The sequence below is a fragment of the Cytobacillus gottheilii genome, from assembly GCF_018582665.1.
Classification (GTDB): Bacteria; Bacillota; Bacilli; order Bacillales; family Cytobacillaceae; genus Cytobacillus; species Cytobacillus gottheilii.
In genome coordinates, this window is record NZ_CP071709.1 from 1,214,891 (window position 1) to 1,232,443 (window position 17,553).

Consider the following 17,553-nt stretch of genomic DNA (forward strand, 5'->3'; position numbering starts at 1 on the left):
ATGACGATGCCGTGGCAACAAAAAATTAGTTATTTGATCGGTCAGCCTGTTGGTATTTCAATGGCCAACGGACAGGGAACTTCAGGTATTCTGTGCGGTACATCTAATGGAAAGCTGCTTGTGATTGAATATTTGTATCAAGCACAATTCGCCTTAAAGCAGTACGATTTTTATATGATTCAGGATATAAATGGATTTCCAGCTTGTCAGAACCAGCAGCCCTTATATTAATGAAGCGTCCCTTCTATCGAGGGATTTTTGTTTACTGTGCAAAAGAATTAAATTTTTATTAACTCTTAGGAATTCCCGCAAACACTTTTATGAAGTCTCTCTTTTTAAATTTGCAAACAATTTTGTTATCCTTAAATGGAAGAGAAATGCCTAGAGGATAGAGAAGGGAGGCGGATATTTAATGGACATAGAAGAATACAAAACTCGAGCAGAACAGCAGGAGGATTGGGCACCAGGCTGGGAAGCGATTGATATGGTGTTTGATCAGCTTTATGATAATCAAAACCCGGCTCATTATGGAACAGAATTACACAAGCGGGCGATGTTTGGCGGTGATCAGTATTTGGACGGGTTTAGTATCTATGAATCTGGTAATGGCTACAAACACATTTTGACATATGGAATGAGTGAGCTGTATGTGAACGAGGAAGCGTTCGGCGGAGAATGGAGCGGCTGGGGATATGAGATGACGTTCAAGCTGCAAGCTGAATCGGCGGAAGAGTGTTTGTGGGCCTGTGATATGTTGGCCAATCTTGCCCGCTATACGTATACACAGCAGCGATTTTTTGAACCATCGCAATTTGTGGCAGGCAATGGAACGTCTATTCATTCCGGAGTGGAATCAGACATCACGGCATTGCTAGTGGTCAATGATACAGAGGCTGAGGGAATCGATTCGGTACATGGCAGAGTAGAGTTTCTGCAAGTAGTCGGCATTACAGAACGAGAACTAGAGCTGTTGAAAGAGGATGTTACCTTGGCGGCAAAGCTTGTTGAAGAGATGAAGAAGGATAATCCATATTTGGTGACGGATATGGGGCGGAAGAAATCTTACTTATAGAAGTAATTTCAATAAAAATTGGTTATTAACGATACATAGGGAAGGAGAGTTTTATCATGACAGAACTAGTAAGACGCTTTGAAAATAAGGTTGCACTTGTAACAGGCGGGCGTTCGGGGATTGGGCAGGCAATTGCACGCCGTTTGCGTGACGAAGGAGCAACCGTGATTACGGCGCAGCGCGGGGAGGACAAGGAATTTGACTGGATTTCAGCTGATTTTTTTGATCCTGAAACGCCAGAGCGGATTATCGAAGAGGTAATCGCAAGGACAGGACAGCTTGATGTATTGATCAATAATGCGGGGATGATGCAGGAGGCAGCGATTGAGGATATGAGCCTGGAGGATTGGCAAAGAAATCTTACGTTGAATCTGACGGCTCCTTTTCTCATGATCCGGGCGGCATTGCCTTATCTCCGGAAGACGAAAGGCAGTATCGTCAACACAGGATCTGTTGAGGGATTGGCTTCTAATCCGCTGCATGCTGCTTATGGTGCCACTAAAGCTGGACTTCATGGACTGACACGTGCTGTTGCTGTGGACCATGGGCATGAAGGGATTCGCTGCAATGCAGTAGCACCAGGCTGGATCGATACGGATTTGAATCTTGATTTAATTGCAAACATGCCTGATCCCGAGGCATTTCAACATAACATTGGGCGAATTCATCCAATTGGCCGCACAGGTTCTCCAGAAGAAGTGGCAGCACTTGTGGCCTTTCTTGCGGCTGAAGAGTCTGGGTTTATTACTGGACAGATCTATCCAGTTGATGGCGGCAGAATGTCAAAGCTGAGTCTGCCATAAATGATGTAATGGAAAAAAACGCTCGCTGAAAGCCAGAATGATTCATGGTTGCTTTTAGGAGCGTTTTTTAAAAAATAAGGAAGTTTTTGAGTGAGAAGGAAAATGGGTGAGAAAAGATAGATGATGCAATACAAGCAGGTTTAGTTATCGGTAGAGAATGCTGTTACTAGTTCAACAGCTGGTGTTTGAGGAAAGTTTTTTTTCCTCATTAGGCAAAAAAAAAGCTGGCAGCCACCAACTTGTTTATAAAACTTATATCTTTTTTACATGCCACTTATGAGACGGAATCGTATTCTGATTTAGCCTTTTTGCCATGTCGTCAGCTTCCGAGTAGTCTTCAAAGGTTTTGCTCGATTGGCTGTTTGAATTCTTTAAGTGTTCTGTTGTTCCGCTAATGTTACGTATCAAAACGAACATTGGATCAACTCCTTTTATCCTTATAAATTTAAGGATATGTTAAGCCTAACATAATTCGCGGTAAAATTATAGGAAAATTAGGAAACTTATTCAAATTTTCGACATTTAAGAAAGAATAACGAATAACAGGTGCTTTATCATATAGAATTTTATGACATCAAATGTGATTGTAATGCAGCCACTACTAGAATAAAAAATGCCAGACACCATAGGAAAGGTACCTGGCATTTTTTTAGTTTAATTAAGGTTTTTCGGTCTGAAAATCAACTTCAAAATTTCCATCAGCACAAGTGCTCCGAATGCAAGACCCAATGCTGTCAGGAATTCCTGGAATCCAAATGTGGCTGGAATCGAGAAGATGTCACGCGTGAACGGTAATAGAGTGATTCCGTAAAGTACAAATCCTAATGCAACGGCACCAATTACATATTTGTTGCTGAAAAGTCCTGCTCCAATGGCTGTTTGTGTCGCAGAACGGGCAGCAAATGTCTGCAGGGTACGAGCTAGGATTAGTGTCGAGAATGCCAATGCTACTCCCATTTCTTCTGAATGCTGCAAGCCAAGGTAGTGTGCGATAATAACGGCGATTCCGATTAGAATACCTCTTGTTAACACTGCCCGCAGTGTACCGCCGGCAAAAATACCTTCATCAATATTACGCGGTTTCTTTTTCATGACACCTGGTTCTGATTTTTCCATGCCAAGTGCAATGGCTGGCAGGGAGTCATTGACTAGGTTGATAAATAACAGCTGTATCGCTGTAAACGGGTTGGCCCAGCCAATGATGACCGCGAACAGAATCGCAATGATCGCGCCCAAGTTTCCGGCGAATAAATAGCCGATCGACTTTTTAATATTGTCAAAAACCGTCCGCCCTACACTGACTGCATTAACAATTGAGACAAAGTTGTCGTCTGTTAAAATCATGGAAGAGGCGTCTTTCGCGACATCTGTACCGCTTCCCATTGCAATTCCGATATCTGCCTGCTTGAGAGCAGGGGCGTCATTTACGCCATCACCGGTCATGGCTGTAATGCGATTCTTCTTTTGCCATGCTCGGACAATCCGGATTTTATTTTCAGGTGAAACACGTGCATAGACAGAGATGTCTTCTAATTTCCGGTCCAGCTCTTCTTCAGAGAGTGCATCTAATTCCTGACCTGTCAGGGCAATATCATTTTCATCCATCAGGCCGATGTCTTTTCCAATTGCCTGTGCGGTCGTTTTATGATCACCAGTGATCATAATGGTTCGGATGCCTGCCTGTTTTGCTTGCTCAATAGAACCATAAACAGCTTCACGAGGCGGATCCATCATCGCCGTCAAGCCGACTAAAACCAGATCATTTTCATCCTCGTGTCCAATGCCGTGATGCTCCGGCAAATTTTTATACCCATAAGCGAGAACACGAAGCGCTTGTTTAGAATACTCTTCATTCATATCTTTAAACTGCTGCAGAAGTTCATCTGTTAAAGGTTCTTCTTTTCCATTGATCAGTACGTAGCTGACCCGATTAAACATCACGTCAGGACCACCCTTTGTTAAAATCATCCGTGAACCATTAATGGTGTATACGGTCGACATTAACTTTCGATCGGAATCAAACGGCAATTCTGCTTCGCGTTTGTTTTGATTTCTGATTTCCTCAAACTGATCCACATAATTGATCAGCGCTACTTCGGTTGGATCGCCAACTTCTTTTCCTTCATTGTTAATATAAGAATCGTTACAGAGGACCATAATGTTGAACAGCATTTCTTCGCTGCTGTTTTGATTTTCGTGCGGCTTATCCTTATTGCCCTCACCAGGAATATAATAGTTTGTCACCGTCATTTTGTTCTGTGTTAGTGTCCCTGTCTTATCCGTACAGATTACACTCGTCGATCCAAGCGTTTCTACTGCCGGCAGTTTTCGAATAATGGCGTGCTGTTTCGCCATTTTGTTCGTTCCAACGGATAAAACAATCGTGACAATGGAGGACAGTGCTTCTGGGATCGCTGCAACAGCCACGGCTACTGCGAACATAAGTGACTCTAAGATAGCTGTTGTCATATCAGCTGTATTGCCGCCAAACCAGATTCGGCCAACCTCAACGGCAAAAATGAGAATACAGAGAATAAGGATCGCGATGCCGAGCTTTTTGCTGAACTCATCAAGCTTTCGCTGCAATGGCGTCTGCTTCTCTTCTGCTGTAGCAATCATGTCGGCAATCTTACCGATTTCTGTTTTCTCACCAGTGCCAGTCACCACAAAGGTGCCGCGTCCGTAAACGACTAATGAGCTGCTGAATACCATATTGCGGCGATCCCCGAGTGGAGCATCTTCGCTGAGGGTCTCGGTGTTTTTCTCAACCGCTTCCGATTCTCCCGTCAGCATGCCTTCATTGACCTTTAACGAGCCGCTTTCAAGAATCCGGCCGTCTGCTGGGATATGATCACCTGCTTCAAGGAAAACGATATCTCCCGAGACAAGCTCGCGGGCTGGAATGGTTTGTCTCTCACCGTTCCGGATCACTTTTGCATTTGGTGCCGACATACTCTGCAGGGCCTCAAGAGATCCTTCCGCCTTTTTCGTTTGAACGACACTAATAATCGAATTAATAATGAGCACAAGAAAAATAATTAAAGATTCAACCACTTCACCAAGAATGAGCTGAACACCAGCTGCAATTAAAAGAACGATAACCATCGAGTCTTTAAACGTTTCTAAAAATAACTTCCAGGTTGGAACTTTTTCTTTCCCCTTAATTTCGTTATAGCCATCTCGTTCTAAACGTTTATGTACTTCTTCCTGTGCAAGCCCATTTTCAGTCGCCTGCAAATGCTGCAGCACATCTTCCTGACTTTCACGATAAAATTGCATTAGATTGCTCCTTTCCTACCCAATTTTATTATTAGTATCCTTTTCCCATTTCATGCTCTTATTTAAACAGAAAGGGAAGATGAGTCGAAACAAACTGTAAGATGCCGAATGAGTCATTCTGGTGTGATGATCTCCAAGGTGAGATGGTTGGAATTTTAATTGTGATGGATTTATTGGAGAATTTATTAAAGTGCTTATTTTAGTATTTGATTTCGTGGAGTAGAAGAGAGCTTAGTGTACCTTTAGATTATGTTAGATATGCCGATCTTAAAAGGGTCATTATGATAAGTTTTTATTAAATTTTGTATATTCCTTTAAATAATACAGGTATGAAAACACATAAATAAACCAAGACAAGGAGAAGATTCCCTGACTTGGTTTTGAGACAAAAGTTTATTGTATCAGTGATGGTTTCCCATTCTTTCTTTTGCGGCTGTACCAAAGAGCAGTTCCCAGCCAAATGAATGCTAAACCCATTGGGATGGCCAGTAGCCGATCGAATGGATGAGGAATGACAGCGGCAGCAAGAGTAATGACTGCTGAAGCGGCAAGTAAAGCGCCAGCCATGGGAGGCAGGACTCCTGCACGATATGTTGCAATTCCAAAGAGCAGTCCGCCAACTGTATAAAGAATTCCTGCTATCGGTGCTAATATGGGGAAAATACCAAGGTTCACTTCACTTTGCAGCCCGCCAAAGATTCCTGTGATGCCCTCTACAAATCTTGGAGCATCATCTGTTAGGAGAGGTAAAACGAATGCCTCAATAAAACTAAAATTCATGGAAATAAACCAAAACAGGCTGAAGGTTACCCACCCAATCAGGCCAAGCCATCTCGTTTCTTCCGCTTGCTTCAAGTAGATCCCCAGTATGCCAATTAAACTAAACAGCGAAAAGGAAATTGTAATGACAGCAGCGATCACCCATAAATCTGTGTTAACAGACGATAATTGGTCTGCTGGATGGAAAAACTGAATGGAGATGTAAAGAATTCCTGCTAAAATTGCAAATAAACCACCAAATTGAATGACGCTTTCTGCTGTTGCACCCCTGTTGTTTTTTTTCATACCATACCCATCTCCCTGTAAGAAGGGGTCTGAAGTTTTAGTTACCTCAATCCACTTCTTTGTATATTTGATAAATCAAAATTACCATTTTCATCCGCCTTCTCGCTGTCCAGATCTTGCTGTATTAGGAGCCAGGCACATTTCCATTCTGCTTGAAGCCAATCCCGTATTAACTGAATAGTAAGCTAGACAGTGAACTATTTACGAAATAATCAGCATATAGTATTTTAGTAGTAGGTAGTCCAGAAAAATACAAAAATAAGGTGATCTCATGGAGCATTATGAAGTAATTGAAAAAGCTTTAATACATATTGAAGATAACTTAGACCAGCCCTTGTCATTAGAGTCGGTTTCAAGCGCCTTCCATATGTCGAAGTACTATTTTCATAGACTATTTTCTGCCATCATGGGCTGTTCTCTAAACGAATACATACGAGCCAGAAGATTGAATATGTCTGTAAAATACATTCAAGATTCAGATTTGTCCTTAACAGATCTGGCCTATCAATTAAATTTTGGTACACCATCGTCCTTCTCCCGTGCTTTTAAAAAGCAATACGGTATTCCCCCAACCTCTTTAAGAAATAGTGAAAAGACAATTGATACTACTGACATTCCTCCAGTCATAAAAAGACCGATTAAACATATTAATGGCGACATTGTGACTGATTTTACCTTAACAAACTTCGATTCTATACAAATAAGCGGACTTGCATTCGAAGTTGATTTATCCACAAACGATTTTAAGGAAGTCATCCGATTTCATTCTAAAATGCTGACAGACAGCATTAATCACACCATGAAAAGTCCCTGCTATGTCATATATTCAAACTGCCAGCCAGATTCGACCAAGTTTAAAGCGCTTGTTGGGATTCCACATCATATAAAGATTGATAAGCCGCATTTCTTCACTGTAGATGTTCCCGATTTTTTTTGTTCAAAATTTAACTACTATGGCGATTTGCTTGAAATTGGAGATGTCTTTATTACAGACTTTGCGAGGTTCTTAAAAATCTCCAGACAAGAAGCCGAGGATGCTGATATAGAGCTTATTCAAGTATTTGAGGACGTTCACAATTTAGAATCGTCCTATCATATCGTTGTTCCAGTCAAGAAGCTGCCGATTGATTCAGAAGTTTGAGGTTATTTACTTATGTCCTTTTTTGAAGCTATCTAGCTGGATGTATTCTTGAGGAAGACTGTTTTGCATCAGGAGGGGGAGGCGCAAAGGAGCATGTTTAGAAGACTTAACGCTTCTCTTTTGCAGCAGATCAGTTTGTTTTAAACTGCCAGCTTAGTGAGTGGAGGTCTATTTATGAAAGAAAAAACAAAATTGTTTATAGGAACCGCAGGATGTTTTATTTTATGTGTATTTGGTGTTTACCGTTTACTGGTTGAGAACCCATCCAATTTTACCTCTATGATTATTCCCGTAATTTTTGCGCTTTCAGGTTTTCTTGGATTTGTGACAAATGTTTATAAATTGAGTAAGCGGAAAAGTGACAATATATGAACATTTTGGCAGAGAGCTGAAATTTTATTATAAGATAATAGTGCAGATATTCACGATATAAAAGAAAGGATGATTCTAATGAGCCGAAACATCACTTTACCGGACGGAACAACACTGCCAAATGTGGGACAAGGCACATGGTTTATGGGTGAAAACGCACAAATGAAGTCGAAGGAAGTCAAAGCACTGCAGCTTGGCATTGAGTTAGGCATGAATGTCATTGATACGGCGGAAATGTATGCTGAAGGAGGAGCGGAGCTGGTTGTTGGCGAAGCGCTCAAAGGAAGAAGAGACGATGTTTTCTTAGTATCCAAAGTTTATCCGCATAATGCTGGATTGAATTCTATTGAAAGAGCATGTGAAAACAGTCTAAAACGGCTGGGAACGGATCATCTCGATTTATATCTTTTACACTGGAGAGGTTCTGTCCCTTTAGCAGAAACCATTGAAGGAATGGAGAAGCTTAAGAAGGATGGAAAAATTGCGAGATGGGGGGTATCGAATTTTGATACAGCGGATATGAAAGAGCTATGGAGTACAGAGAACGGCCAAAATTGTATGACCAATCAAGTGCTCTATCATTTAGGTTCTCGTGGAATTGACTATGATTTGGTTCTATGGCAGCATGAGCACAATATGCCGATTATGGCCTACAGTCCGCTCGCTCAAGGTGGTTCCTTAAGACAGCAGCTGTTAACAGATCCAGTCATAAAGGAGATCGCAGAAAAGTATAATGCCGAGCCTTTGCAAATTGCTTTAGCATGGACCATACGGGCAGGCAATTGCCTGGCGATTCCTAAAGCAGTGCAGGAAGAACATGTACGGGCAAATGCGGCAGCAGCTGGTATCACCTTAACTGATGAGGATCTGCACAGACTTGATGAGGTATTTCCGAAACCTACACGAAAAATGCCTTTGGATATTATTTAAAAGAGAAAAGGTGGCTGAGATCTTCAGCCACCTAGCATTATCTGACCTTCATTTCCGTGTTTAGCACAACGCGGTCTCGTCCAGCATTTTTCGCACGATACAAACATTCATCAGCTTCCAGGATCATATCCTTGATGGAAGTAATGCTGTTTCCTTTGTGAAGACTAACGCCAATGCTGACTGTTAAAGACAGAGCTTGATTTCGATTTAAGAAAAGCGGATGTGAATGCAGTGACTTCCTCAATTCATTGGCCACATTGATAACTTCCTGTTCTTTGACATGGCTAGTGACTACTATAAATTCTTCGCCACCGTATCTGCCGACAAACCCCAATTCCTTAAAGGTATCCACGATTCGATTGGCAACAAAGATAATGGCCTGATCTCCAATCGTATGACCGTATGTGTCATTGACACGTTTAAAGTGATCAATGTCAATTAGTAGAATACTAACCTCTTGCTCCGCTTTCTGTGCCTCTTTTACCAGCATATTTGCTTTTTCTAAAAAGTATTTGCGGTTTAATACATTTGTAAGATGGTCGTACATAGCCGACTCTTTAAATGATGTATAATTCATAAGATTGTCCATTAAAACGGTAAATTGATCCTGGAAATAAGGAATCATTTTCTCCTTCTGATAGGGGTCAATTTGATCCTGATCCTCGCCACAGACAATAAGAAGACCTGTATGATTTTCACAAACAATCGGAATAGACAAGAACGTGCCAAATGTATCCTGAACACCAAAAGATCTGGGCGTGATATCAGTTGCATAGATGATTCTTGATAGATATTGATCGTCGATATGAAAGCTGTCATCAAGAGATAAATCGCCATGCTGAACGATCACTTCCCATGCTGCATTCTTTTTCTGCAAATAGAATCCTTTTTCCAGCTTTGTCAGGTACAAGAGCGTGTAAAGTCCATTTTCCGCCAGCAGAGTATGTTCTTTCACACTGGACATCTGCTTAAAGAAATTCTGCATCAGTGTCTGCATGTAATATTTCTTTGACTCCATCTCTTTTTCAAGCGTGACACGTTTAATCTTGTCAGCAAGACCTAATGAAAGAACAAGGACTTCTACCATTGCTCCAATTTTTGGTGCATATAAGGTCAATGCATTGAGCGGCAGAATCTGATAAGCAGCCATCAGATTGAGTAAGATGCCTATTAACAAAAGCGACCATGCTGCAATATAAAACTTGGCTTCCCGTGTTCGCAGTCTCACTTTTATGACAATTAAGATGACAAAAAGGGCAAAGAGGGTAGCAATGATTGTACTAACCATTGTGGCCATTCCGATAGGTAAAACGAAAGGAATGATTAATGTAAAAGCACAAATGATCGTAAATACATGGACCATTTTATAGAGTCTTGGTGCAATGCCTTTCAGCTGCAGAAAATGCTTCGTAAACAGTAATCCAAACAGCGCAGCAAAAAGAATAAAAAATGAATTAGACCGGAGTGCCCACCAAGGATAATCGCCCCACAGCCACTCGAACGCATATCCATCCCAAATCGCCTGCAGGATCGTAAAACCAGCAATAAACAAGATATAATATAAGTACGTTTTTTCTCTTAGCGAGAGAAATAGAAAACTATTATAAATCATCATGGCAATCATAATGCCGTAAAAAAGACCAAACAGCATTTGCGAATCAGAATGGTTTGCTGAAAATGATACATAATTCCAAAGAGTGATCGGTGCCTGAAAGAAACTATCAGTTTCAATTTTTAAATAATAGGTATGTATGTCTTCAGATGAATCTAGGTGAAGCGGAAAAACGAGATTGCGGTGTTTTATGATTCTTTCATCAAATGGCAGGCTGTAGCCGATCGTTTCTTGTAAATTAAGGCTACCACTATTTTCACTATACAAGGAAACCAAGCTTAAATGCGGCTTTTGAATTTCGAGCAGCAGCTCTTTCGCACGGTCACTTGTATTTTGCATATCGATCTTGATCCAATAATCCAAATCGGCAATATCCCCATCGATATCCGCCTGACTGAAGGGAACAAATTGATCCTGCCTTTCGAGAATTTGATCTGGAGTAAGATCGTTTGAATCAACATACACAAGTAAATGGGAGGTCATGTCCTTTTCCGTAAAATCATTGCCGACGTTCACGGAGTTTGCTTCAGCATAAGAGGCTGAAATAGGAAAGAACAATGTAAAAAGGACAATGAGAACAAAGTAGTGATATTTTTTGAAAACTGGTTTCATTGAATTGACTCCCGTTTCATGAAATATTGGTATCATTATAACATGATAGTGTCAAATTTTAGCATATTATTTTAGGAGGAATGTCATGAAAACAGAAACGTATGATCAACTTTTGCCATTATTAAAAACAGGTGATTTAATTTTATTCAGCGGAAAATATGAGATGAGCAAGTTAGTGGAAAAGCTGGAGCACAGCAAATGGTCGCATGTGGGGATGGTGCTGCGTCCTGATCCAGATGGTGAGGTTTATTTCTTTGAATCGACCGCCCTTGTAAATCTGGAGGATGAATGGTTTCATGATCATGAGACAGGACCAAAGGTTGTCAAACTGCTGGATCGGCTTAAAACGTACGGCCAGGATGTAGAACCCTACGTGGCACCAGAATATGCCGTGCGCACCTTAACTATGAAAAACAAAATCGATGATCAAAAGCTCTATGACTATATCAAAAGCGTGCATGGAATCCCCAATCCAAGTGAATGGCCAATGATTGAAGAAGTAATTGAAGGCAGAATGTTTCATATTACTTCAAAAAGGAATGATTACACCTGCAGCAAGTTGATCGCAGAAACTTATTTAACATTAGGGATCACATCGTTTTCCATGCCGTTAAACGGACTAATGCCAAAGGATTTTTCGTCAGCAGGACATATAAAAATAAAAGACGGAGAGTTAGGAGAAGAGATATTGATTCAGTTAGAGGAAGAGGTTGCTACTTGAAATTTTCATTGACAGACCTCTGTCCTATAAGATAATATTAAACTCAATTGCATAACCCGATCGGGAGAGGTTCCTAGCTTAAACCCTCTATAAAAAACTATGGATTGCTGTGTCCATGTGGTCACAGCTTTTTATTTTTTTGATAGAAAGATTGTCTAGGCCTCTTTGTGAAGTTCTGTAGAACTTTGCTGGGAGGTCTTTTTTCGTTCGGTTATCATATAAAACTGTAGCATCAGGAGGAGTATACATGAGAATTTTATTGTATTTATTATCTATTGTTATTGCCAATGTGGTAACAGCTAAATTTGCGCCATTGGCTGTAGGGATTTTCATGATCCCTATGGGTACGCTGTTTATTGGAGCGACCTTTATTTTCCGTGATCTTGTCCAAAATAAATATGGAAGATCAAAGACGTACTTATTTATTTTTACTGCATTAATCCTGTCTGGAATCGTGTCATTCCTGCTTGGAGATACATTGATGATTGTGGTTGCATCCGCTATTTCGTTCTTAATTGCAGAAACAGCTGATACGGAAATCTATACGCGTTTAAAGCTGCCATTTGCATGGCGTGTTTTCTACAGCGGTGTTGTCGGCGGCTTGCTGGATTCAGTTGTGTTTGTTGTAATCGGCTTAAGTCCATTAGGTGCAAACATGCTCCCATGGGAAGCAGTGCCGGCAGCAATTGTTGGTCAAATATTGGCGAAAACGATTATTCAAATGATTGCAGCGCTGATTATTCATCGTATTCATACTGGAAAAGAGAATAAGATGGCGTTTTAAGTTTCGGAGGAATCTATTGATCAAAATAGGTTCCTTTTTTATGTCCCCAGAATGCTGTTGTCCCAGAGCAGTGTCGATGCTATGCTTTTAGTAAAAAAAGGAGTTTCATTTATGCCTTTGGAAATCGTTCGCCAGGATCTTACAGTCATGAATGTAGATGCCATCGTCAATGCAGCCAATAAGAAATTGCAAATGGGCGGCGGTGTTTGCGGTGCTATTTTTCAAGCAGCCGGAGTTGAGGAGTTAACAGAAGCATGCGACAAAATCGGGGGATGTGCAGTCGGTGAAGCCGTGATAACGAATGGATTTAAGCTGCCTGCCAACTATATTATCCATACACCTGGTCCCATTTGGAAGGGCGGTACACAGCAGGAGGCAGAATTGCTGCGGAAATCTTATAAGCATTCATTAGAACTGGCACAAACATATCAATGTGAGTCCATTGCATTTCCACTGATTTCAACAGGAATATACGGATTTCCTAAAGAAGAGGCTCTGCAAATTGCCATTTCGGCCATCAGCACCTTTTTAATGCAGCATGAAATGCATGTTTATTTAGTTGTATTTGATCAGCAATCGTTTGGCCTGAGCCAGAAGCTTTTTCACTCTATTCAGGAATATATTGATGAGCATTATGTGGAAGAAGCTAGTGCTCTCTATGGGGGCAGAGAAGCACGCTTTGTAACGGAACAACTTAGAGAGCATGATTATGTTAAGCAAAGTGAGGATATTGAAGAAAGCAGTCTAATGCAGTTAATTGATGAACTCGATGAATCGTTTTCGGCACGCCTGCTTCGCCTCATTGACGAAAGAGGAATAAGCGATGTGGATGCTTATAAAAGAGCGAATATTGATCGCCGTCTGTTTTCAAAGATCCGCAAGGAAGACAGTTATAATCCGAAAAAGAAAACCGCTATCGCCTTTGCGATCGCTCTGGAGCTGGATGAAGATGAAACCAATGCTCTGCTGTCAGCAGCAGGATATACTTTGTCACACAGCAGTAAATTTGATGTCATTGTGAAATTTTTTATCACTCAGCAGAAGTATGATATCCATGAAATTAATGAAGCATTATTTCGATTTGACCAGCCTTTGCTCGGTGCTTAGAAAATGTCGCTTTTGAAGCGACCATTTCATTTTGAAAACTTGATATCCTTCCATTATAGATAAGGAGGGTATTAAACATGAAAAACAAAGTAACTGAAGTTGTATTTATTTTAGACAAAAGCGGATCAATGGCAGGGCTCGAGGCAGACACGATTGGCGGCTATAATTCGATGTTGAAAAAGCAGAAAAAAGCTGAAGGAGAGGCGTTTGTAACGACAGTATTATTCAACAATGGGTATGAATTATTACATGACCGCGTTTCTGTAAAAGATATAAAAAAGCTAACTGAAAGCGATTATGAAGTAAGCGGGACGACCGCATTAATTGATGCAATCGGGTTTTCGATTCAAAAAACTGTTCAAGAGCAGAAGAAGAAAGAGCGTGCAGATCATGTCCTCTTTGTGATTACCACTGATGGCATGGAAAATGCCAGCCGGGAATTCACCTCTGAACAAGTGAAAAAAATGATTCAGCATCAGAAAGAAAAATATGACTGGACCTTTATGTTTCTCGGAGCCAATATTGATGCCGTTGAAACTGCTGGGTACTTTGGCATTGATAAAGATTTTGCCGTGGATTACCATGCTGATGGAGAAGGTACGAAACTAAATTATGAAATCCTGAGCGAGGCAGTATTGAGCGTACGGTATGGCAAGGGTGTTGATCCTGGCTGGAAAGACGAGATTGAACGGGATTTTACTGAGCGGAGTAAATGATAGTAGGTTATAAGGTGTCCTAAATCTTTAGTGATTTAGGATATTATTTTTGAGTTTAAGTTAATTTCTGGAAAAACCTATTAATTAAAACTGTATTTAAGAGGTAAAGGAGGAGAAGTGAAGTTGAAAAGATACTTCGAGGGGAATTGATCCCTTTCTTAATGTATAGGGGGGACAAAATGCTTGGGCCATGGTGTTGGGGTGTCTCCAAGCATTTTTATGCATTGAGTTTTCGTGAAAATAGAGGGAAGAATTCCGCCTATTTAGGGAAATAGCTATATTTTCCTCTAAATAAGAGGAGTTTTTCCGCTTATATGGATAAAATCATTAAAATTCGGTGCATTTTTTGAAGATAACCGGAATTTCTCCCTTTATTTTTGCTATTTGAGGCCTTTTTTTCAAAATAACCGGAATTTCTCCGCTTATTCATTCCTAGACCTTTTGGAGAAACAACATGATAAAGTATTGAAGGTCGCAGCTTAGCCGAGTGATGTATGTGCAAACAATAGTAGTATTGAGTTATAGATACGGAGCACTGTATAATCATTAGCATAGAAGATTTCGGGGAGATAAGAGCCGGCAAAGTGCCCGTGGGCAAGTGAAAAGAGAGTTGGCGAGAACTAAAGAGCCGGCAAAGTGCCCGACAGGCAGTGAAAAGAGAGTTGGCGAGAACTAAAGAGCCGGCAAAGTGCCCGTGGGCAAGTGAAAAGAGAGTTGGCGGGAACTAAAGGGAAGGCAAAGTGCCCGTCAGGCAGTGAAAAGAGAGTTGGCGGGAACTAAAGGGAAGGCAAAGTGCCCGACAGGCAGTGAAAAGAGAGTTGGCGGGAACTAAAGGGAAGGCAAAGTGCCCGACAGGCAGTGAAAAGAGTCAAGTCCTTATTATTGTGTAAATTCCTTTTCACAATGTTACCACCTATTAATAGCTGTTAGTTGATTTTGCTTAGGAGAAGGGGGTACCCCCTTCTCCTAAGCAAAATTTCGCTCCGCGGTAAGGTATACTTTCTTATTTAATTCTAAATTTTCATTCTCCATTAACAATGCACCAATTAATCGAAATGCAGACTGATTATTAGGAAAGATACGGATCACACTCACTCGTTTTCTAATTTCTTGGTTGAGCCTTTCCAATGAGTTATTGCTTAAAATGTGTATTTGATACTTTTCTGGTTCATTTAGAAATTGGATCGTGTCTTCGTAACCTTCTTCGAGAATTTCGATTGCCTTTCTTACTTTCTTATTTTCTGCATATAGTTCAATAAATTTGTCCCTATATTTTCTTGACTCTTCAACTGATACTACTTGGTATATTTTTCTCAGATCAGAAATGATTTGTCGTGATCCTGTTTTTGGAAGTGCGTTAACAATATTTCGTTTGAAATGAACAGTGCACCTTTGCCATGCCGTACCTATAAATACTCTTTCTATTGCTTTCTTTAATCCAGCATGTGCATCTGAAATCACTAATTTTGGTGATTGTAACCCTCGAGATTTTAAATCTTGAAAGAACTCTTGCCATGCTTGAAAGCTCTCGACGTGATCTATTTTAAAGCCAAGTACTTTACGCTTTTTGTCCTCACCCATACCAGTAATTAAATAAGCTGCTTTTGAAATGACCTTGTTATTCTCTCGAACTTTTATATAGGTGGCATCAGCGTAGAGATACGGATAATATTCGACATTAAGTGGGCGATTAGCCCAGGCTTTTACTACAGGATCCAGTTTCTCTGTTAGGGAGGAAACAAAAGATTTTGATACACTCTGGCCACATAATTGTTTTACGATATTCTTTACTTTTCTAGTGGAAACTCCATTGATGACCATTTCTAACATAGATAATATAAGTGTCTGATCAACACGCGAAAATTTCTCAAAGATAGAAGGCGAAAATTCACCTCCTCTTGTTCGGGGAACTTTTATTCTTAACTTTCCGATACTCATGATGAGTTCACGTTCATAATATCCATTTCGATAATCACGACGATCTAAAGAACGTTCATAGGCAGCTGCATTTAAATAGTCATCTCGTTCTTTTTCCATGTATTCGTTCAAGACTAATACTAAGGTAGATTTCACAATAAGCTCAAGATTAGAATTCATAATCGATTCTTTTAAAACGTCCATATCTAGGTTAAACTGTAACTGAGTCATTTTTATCCCTCTTTCCAATGTTTTCTTGGTCGTTAACATTGTGGACAAATAGGAATAAAATGACTCTTTCTTTTTACACAATTATATGGACTTAATCGTGAAAAGAGAGTTGGCGGGAACTAAAGGGAAGGCAAAGTGCCCGACAGGCAGTGAAAAGAGAGTTGGCGGGAACTAAAGATCAAGCAAAGTGCCCGTGGGCAAGTGAAAAGAGAGTTGGCGGGAACTAAAGATCAAGCAAAGTGCCCGTGGGCAAGTGAAAAGAGAGTTGGCGGGAACAAAAGAGCAAGCAAAGTGCCCGACAGGCAGTGAAAAGAGAGCTGAGGGGAACTAAAGGGAAGGCAAAGTGCCCGTCAGGCAGCGAAAAGAGAGTTGGCGGGAACTAAAGGGAAGGCAAAGTGCCCGTCAGCAAGCGAAAAGAGAGCCGAAAGGAACATATGCGCCAACGCCTACGTAAATTTCCTCCCCAGCAGTATCTACATAAACGTCTAAAAGGAGTATTATCTTAATGTCGATCATTGATAAATTAAACCTAACCAAATACAACAATCTAGCAGTGCTGAATCAGCAAGGAGACTACGATTTATTTAACGGCTTCAAGACTGAGCTGACCGGAGATCATGATGCGATTTTTATTTTTATAGAGTCTATCAATCAAATGGTTGAGCATACAAATCGTATCATTCAAGAGGGGCAATTAGTTGAAAAAGGGTATTTGTTTTTTGCTTATCCGAAAAAAGGGAATAAGCGGTTTGATACGCACATACATCGTGATGAGATCTTTCCGGCGATGAAGGTTGGAGAGGATGGCTATGTGGGTGACAGTGATATCAAGTTTGCTCGGATGGTAAGCATGGATGATGTTTTTACGGTGATTGGATTGAAACGTGAAAAGAAGAAAGCGAAAAAATCCTCCGCTGCAAGCCAATGTGTGGCGGATTACGAAGATCAGATACAAGATGTAGAAAAACTGCTGACCGATCATCCTGATGAGTTAGGTTTTTATCAATCGTTAACACCAGGCTATAAGCGGGATTGGGCACGGTATATCTTTTCAGCAAAGCAGCAGAAAACGCGTGACAGCCGACAGGCACAAATGGTCGAGATTTTATCTAAAGGATTTAAGACTGTTGATTTGTACAGGCAGGGCAAGAAATAATATAGAAGAAAAAAGCTTACAGACCTAGATTCTGT

The 17,553-nt window shown here is 40.7% G+C and carries 16 protein-coding genes and 1 riboswitch; of the genes, 11 read left to right on the forward strand and 5 right to left on the reverse strand.

Translation table 11 applies throughout. The features are described 5' to 3' along the window. Window positions 1-6: 6 nt before the first annotated feature. The 3 genes from J1899_RS05990 (at window position 7) to J1899_RS06000 (ending at window position 1,875) form a co-directional block, all read left to right on the forward strand. The gene (locus tag J1899_RS05990) at window positions 7-231 is read left to right on the forward strand and encodes a hypothetical protein (protein ID WP_214478053.1); all 225 of its coding nucleotides are present in this window, start codon (window positions 7-9) and stop codon (window positions 229-231) included. A gap of 181 nt (window positions 232-412) precedes the next feature. Beyond that, a complete protein-coding gene (locus J1899_RS05995; RefSeq protein WP_214478054.1) occupies window positions 413-1,072 on the forward strand; it encodes a suppressor of fused domain protein in 660 nt (219 codons plus the stop codon). 56 nt (window positions 1,073-1,128) lie between these two features. Then, complete coding sequence (locus J1899_RS06000) at window positions 1,129-1,875, forward strand: SDR family NAD(P)-dependent oxidoreductase (RefSeq protein WP_214478055.1); 747 nt, start codon at window positions 1,129-1,131, stop codon at window positions 1,873-1,875. Window positions 1,876-2,127: 252 nt separating this feature from the next. Here the strand turns inward: J1899_RS06000 and J1899_RS06005 are convergent, their stop codons facing one another. The 3 genes from J1899_RS06005 to J1899_RS06015 form a co-directional block, all read right to left on the reverse strand. Beyond that, complete coding sequence (locus J1899_RS06005; RefSeq protein ID WP_156495813.1) at window positions 2,128-2,292, reverse strand: hypothetical protein; 165 nt, start codon at window positions 2,290-2,292, stop codon at window positions 2,128-2,130. Between the two features lie 237 nt (window positions 2,293-2,529). Then, on the reverse strand, window positions 2,530-5,154 hold the full coding sequence (locus tag J1899_RS06010; RefSeq protein ID WP_214478056.1) for a cation-translocating P-type ATPase: 2,625 nt from the start codon (window positions 5,152-5,154) through the stop codon (window positions 2,530-2,532). A gap of 393 nt (window positions 5,155-5,547) precedes the next feature. Continuing rightward, window positions 5,548-6,219: a hypothetical protein gene (locus J1899_RS06015; protein WP_214478057.1), complete on the reverse strand. Its 672-nt coding sequence runs from the start codon at window positions 6,217-6,219 to the stop codon at window positions 5,548-5,550. Window positions 6,220-6,490: 271 nt separating this feature from the next. Between J1899_RS06015 and J1899_RS06020 the strand changes: the two genes are divergently transcribed. The 3 genes from J1899_RS06020 (at window position 6,491) to J1899_RS06030 (ending at window position 8,662) form a co-directional block, all read left to right on the forward strand. Further along, a complete protein-coding gene (locus J1899_RS06020; protein WP_214478058.1) occupies window positions 6,491-7,360 on the forward strand; it encodes a helix-turn-helix transcriptional regulator in 870 nt (289 codons plus the stop codon). Between the two features lie 174 nt (window positions 7,361-7,534). Further along, on the forward strand, window positions 7,535-7,732 hold the full coding sequence (locus J1899_RS06025; RefSeq protein ID WP_214478059.1) for a hypothetical protein: 198 nt from the start codon (window positions 7,535-7,537) through the stop codon (window positions 7,730-7,732). A 78-nt stretch (window positions 7,733-7,810) separates the two neighbouring features. Further along, window positions 7,811-8,662, forward strand: coding sequence for an aldo/keto reductase (locus tag J1899_RS06030; protein ID WP_281420643.1), 852 nt, complete (start codon window positions 7,811-7,813; stop codon window positions 8,660-8,662). Window positions 8,663-8,699: 37 nt separating this feature from the next. On the opposite strand, the gene J1899_RS06035 is transcribed toward J1899_RS06030, so the two are convergent. After that, window positions 8,700-10,886 carry a diguanylate cyclase gene (locus J1899_RS06035; protein WP_214478060.1) on the reverse strand — a complete coding sequence of 729 codons (2,187 nt, stop codon included), beginning with the start codon at window positions 10,884-10,886 and terminating at the stop codon, window positions 8,700-8,702. Window positions 10,887-10,971: 85 nt separating this feature from the next. Between J1899_RS06035 and J1899_RS06040 the strand changes: the two genes are divergently transcribed. The 4 genes from J1899_RS06040 to J1899_RS06055 all read left to right on the forward strand — a co-directional run bounded on the left by J1899_RS06040 (window position 10,972) and on the right by J1899_RS06055 (window position 14,214). Next, a complete protein-coding gene (locus J1899_RS06040; RefSeq protein ID WP_214478061.1) occupies window positions 10,972-11,607 on the forward strand; it encodes a C40 family peptidase in 636 nt (211 codons plus the stop codon). A gap of 60 nt (window positions 11,608-11,667) precedes the next feature. Next, window positions 11,668-11,714, forward strand: a riboswitch (PreQ1 riboswitch). 140 nt (window positions 11,715-11,854) lie between these two features. Further along, window positions 11,855-12,391, forward strand: a complete 537-nt coding sequence (locus tag J1899_RS06045) for a VUT family protein (protein WP_066448447.1) — start codon at window positions 11,855-11,857, stop codon at window positions 12,389-12,391. A 111-nt stretch (window positions 12,392-12,502) separates the two neighbouring features. Further along, window positions 12,503-13,498, forward strand: a complete 996-nt coding sequence (locus J1899_RS06050; RefSeq protein WP_214478062.1) for a macro domain-containing protein — start codon at window positions 12,503-12,505, stop codon at window positions 13,496-13,498. 77 nt (window positions 13,499-13,575) lie between these two features. Beyond that, on the forward strand, window positions 13,576-14,214 hold the full coding sequence (locus tag J1899_RS06055; RefSeq protein WP_214478063.1) for a vWA domain-containing protein: 639 nt from the start codon (window positions 13,576-13,578) through the stop codon (window positions 14,212-14,214). Window positions 14,215-15,180: 966 nt separating this feature from the next. Here the strand turns inward: J1899_RS06055 and J1899_RS06060 are convergent. After that, entirely contained in the window at window positions 15,181-16,362 is a 1,182-nt protein-coding gene (locus J1899_RS06060; protein WP_214475133.1) for an IS256 family transposase, read from the reverse strand. A gap of 505 nt (window positions 16,363-16,867) precedes the next feature. On the opposite strand from J1899_RS06060, the gene J1899_RS06065 reads away from it, so the two are divergent. After that, window positions 16,868-17,518, forward strand: a complete 651-nt coding sequence (locus J1899_RS06065; RefSeq protein WP_214478064.1) for a YdeI/OmpD-associated family protein — start codon at window positions 16,868-16,870, stop codon at window positions 17,516-17,518. Window positions 17,519-17,553: the final 35 nt, after the last annotated feature.

What these genes read in the sequence shown, in the direction of transcription:
- J1899_RS06005 (WP_156495813.1), bottom strand. Translation starts at nt 2,292, where the DNA reads ATGTTCGTTTTGATACGTAACATTAGCGGAACAACAGAACACTTAAAG.
- J1899_RS06060 (WP_214475133.1), bottom strand. Translation starts at nt 16,362, where the DNA reads ATGACTCAGTTACAGTTTAACCTAGATATGGACGTTTTAAAAGAATCG.
- J1899_RS05995 (WP_214478054.1), top strand. Translation starts at nt 413, where the DNA reads ATGGACATAGAAGAATACAAAACTCGAGCAGAACAGCAGGAGGATTGG.
- J1899_RS06010 (WP_214478056.1), bottom strand. Translation starts at nt 5,154, where the DNA reads ATGCAATTTTATCGTGAAAGTCAGGAAGATGTGCTGCAGCATTTGCAG.
- J1899_RS06040 (WP_214478061.1), top strand. Translation starts at nt 10,972, where the DNA reads ATGAAAACAGAAACGTATGATCAACTTTTGCCATTATTAAAAACAGGT.
- J1899_RS05990 (WP_214478053.1), top strand. Translation starts at nt 7, where the DNA reads ATGCCGTGGCAACAAAAAATTAGTTATTTGATCGGTCAGCCTGTTGGT.
- J1899_RS06020 (WP_214478058.1), top strand. Translation starts at nt 6,491, where the DNA reads ATGGAGCATTATGAAGTAATTGAAAAAGCTTTAATACATATTGAAGAT.
- J1899_RS06045 (WP_066448447.1), top strand. Translation starts at nt 11,855, where the DNA reads ATGAGAATTTTATTGTATTTATTATCTATTGTTATTGCCAATGTGGTA.
- J1899_RS06050 (WP_214478062.1), top strand. Translation starts at nt 12,503, where the DNA reads ATGCCTTTGGAAATCGTTCGCCAGGATCTTACAGTCATGAATGTAGAT.
- J1899_RS06025 (WP_214478059.1), top strand. Translation starts at nt 7,535, where the DNA reads ATGAAAGAAAAAACAAAATTGTTTATAGGAACCGCAGGATGTTTTATT.
- J1899_RS06015 (WP_214478057.1), bottom strand. Translation starts at nt 6,219, where the DNA reads ATGAAAAAAAACAACAGGGGTGCAACAGCAGAAAGCGTCATTCAATTT.
- J1899_RS06035 (WP_214478060.1), bottom strand. Translation starts at nt 10,886, where the DNA reads ATGAAACCAGTTTTCAAAAAATATCACTACTTTGTTCTCATTGTCCTT.
- J1899_RS06030 (WP_281420643.1), top strand. Translation starts at nt 7,811, where the DNA reads ATGAGCCGAAACATCACTTTACCGGACGGAACAACACTGCCAAATGTG.
- J1899_RS06055 (WP_214478063.1), top strand. Translation starts at nt 13,576, where the DNA reads ATGAAAAACAAAGTAACTGAAGTTGTATTTATTTTAGACAAAAGCGGA.
- J1899_RS06000 (WP_214478055.1), top strand. Translation starts at nt 1,129, where the DNA reads ATGACAGAACTAGTAAGACGCTTTGAAAATAAGGTTGCACTTGTAACA.
- J1899_RS06065 (WP_214478064.1), top strand. Translation starts at nt 16,868, where the DNA reads ATGTCGATCATTGATAAATTAAACCTAACCAAATACAACAATCTAGCA.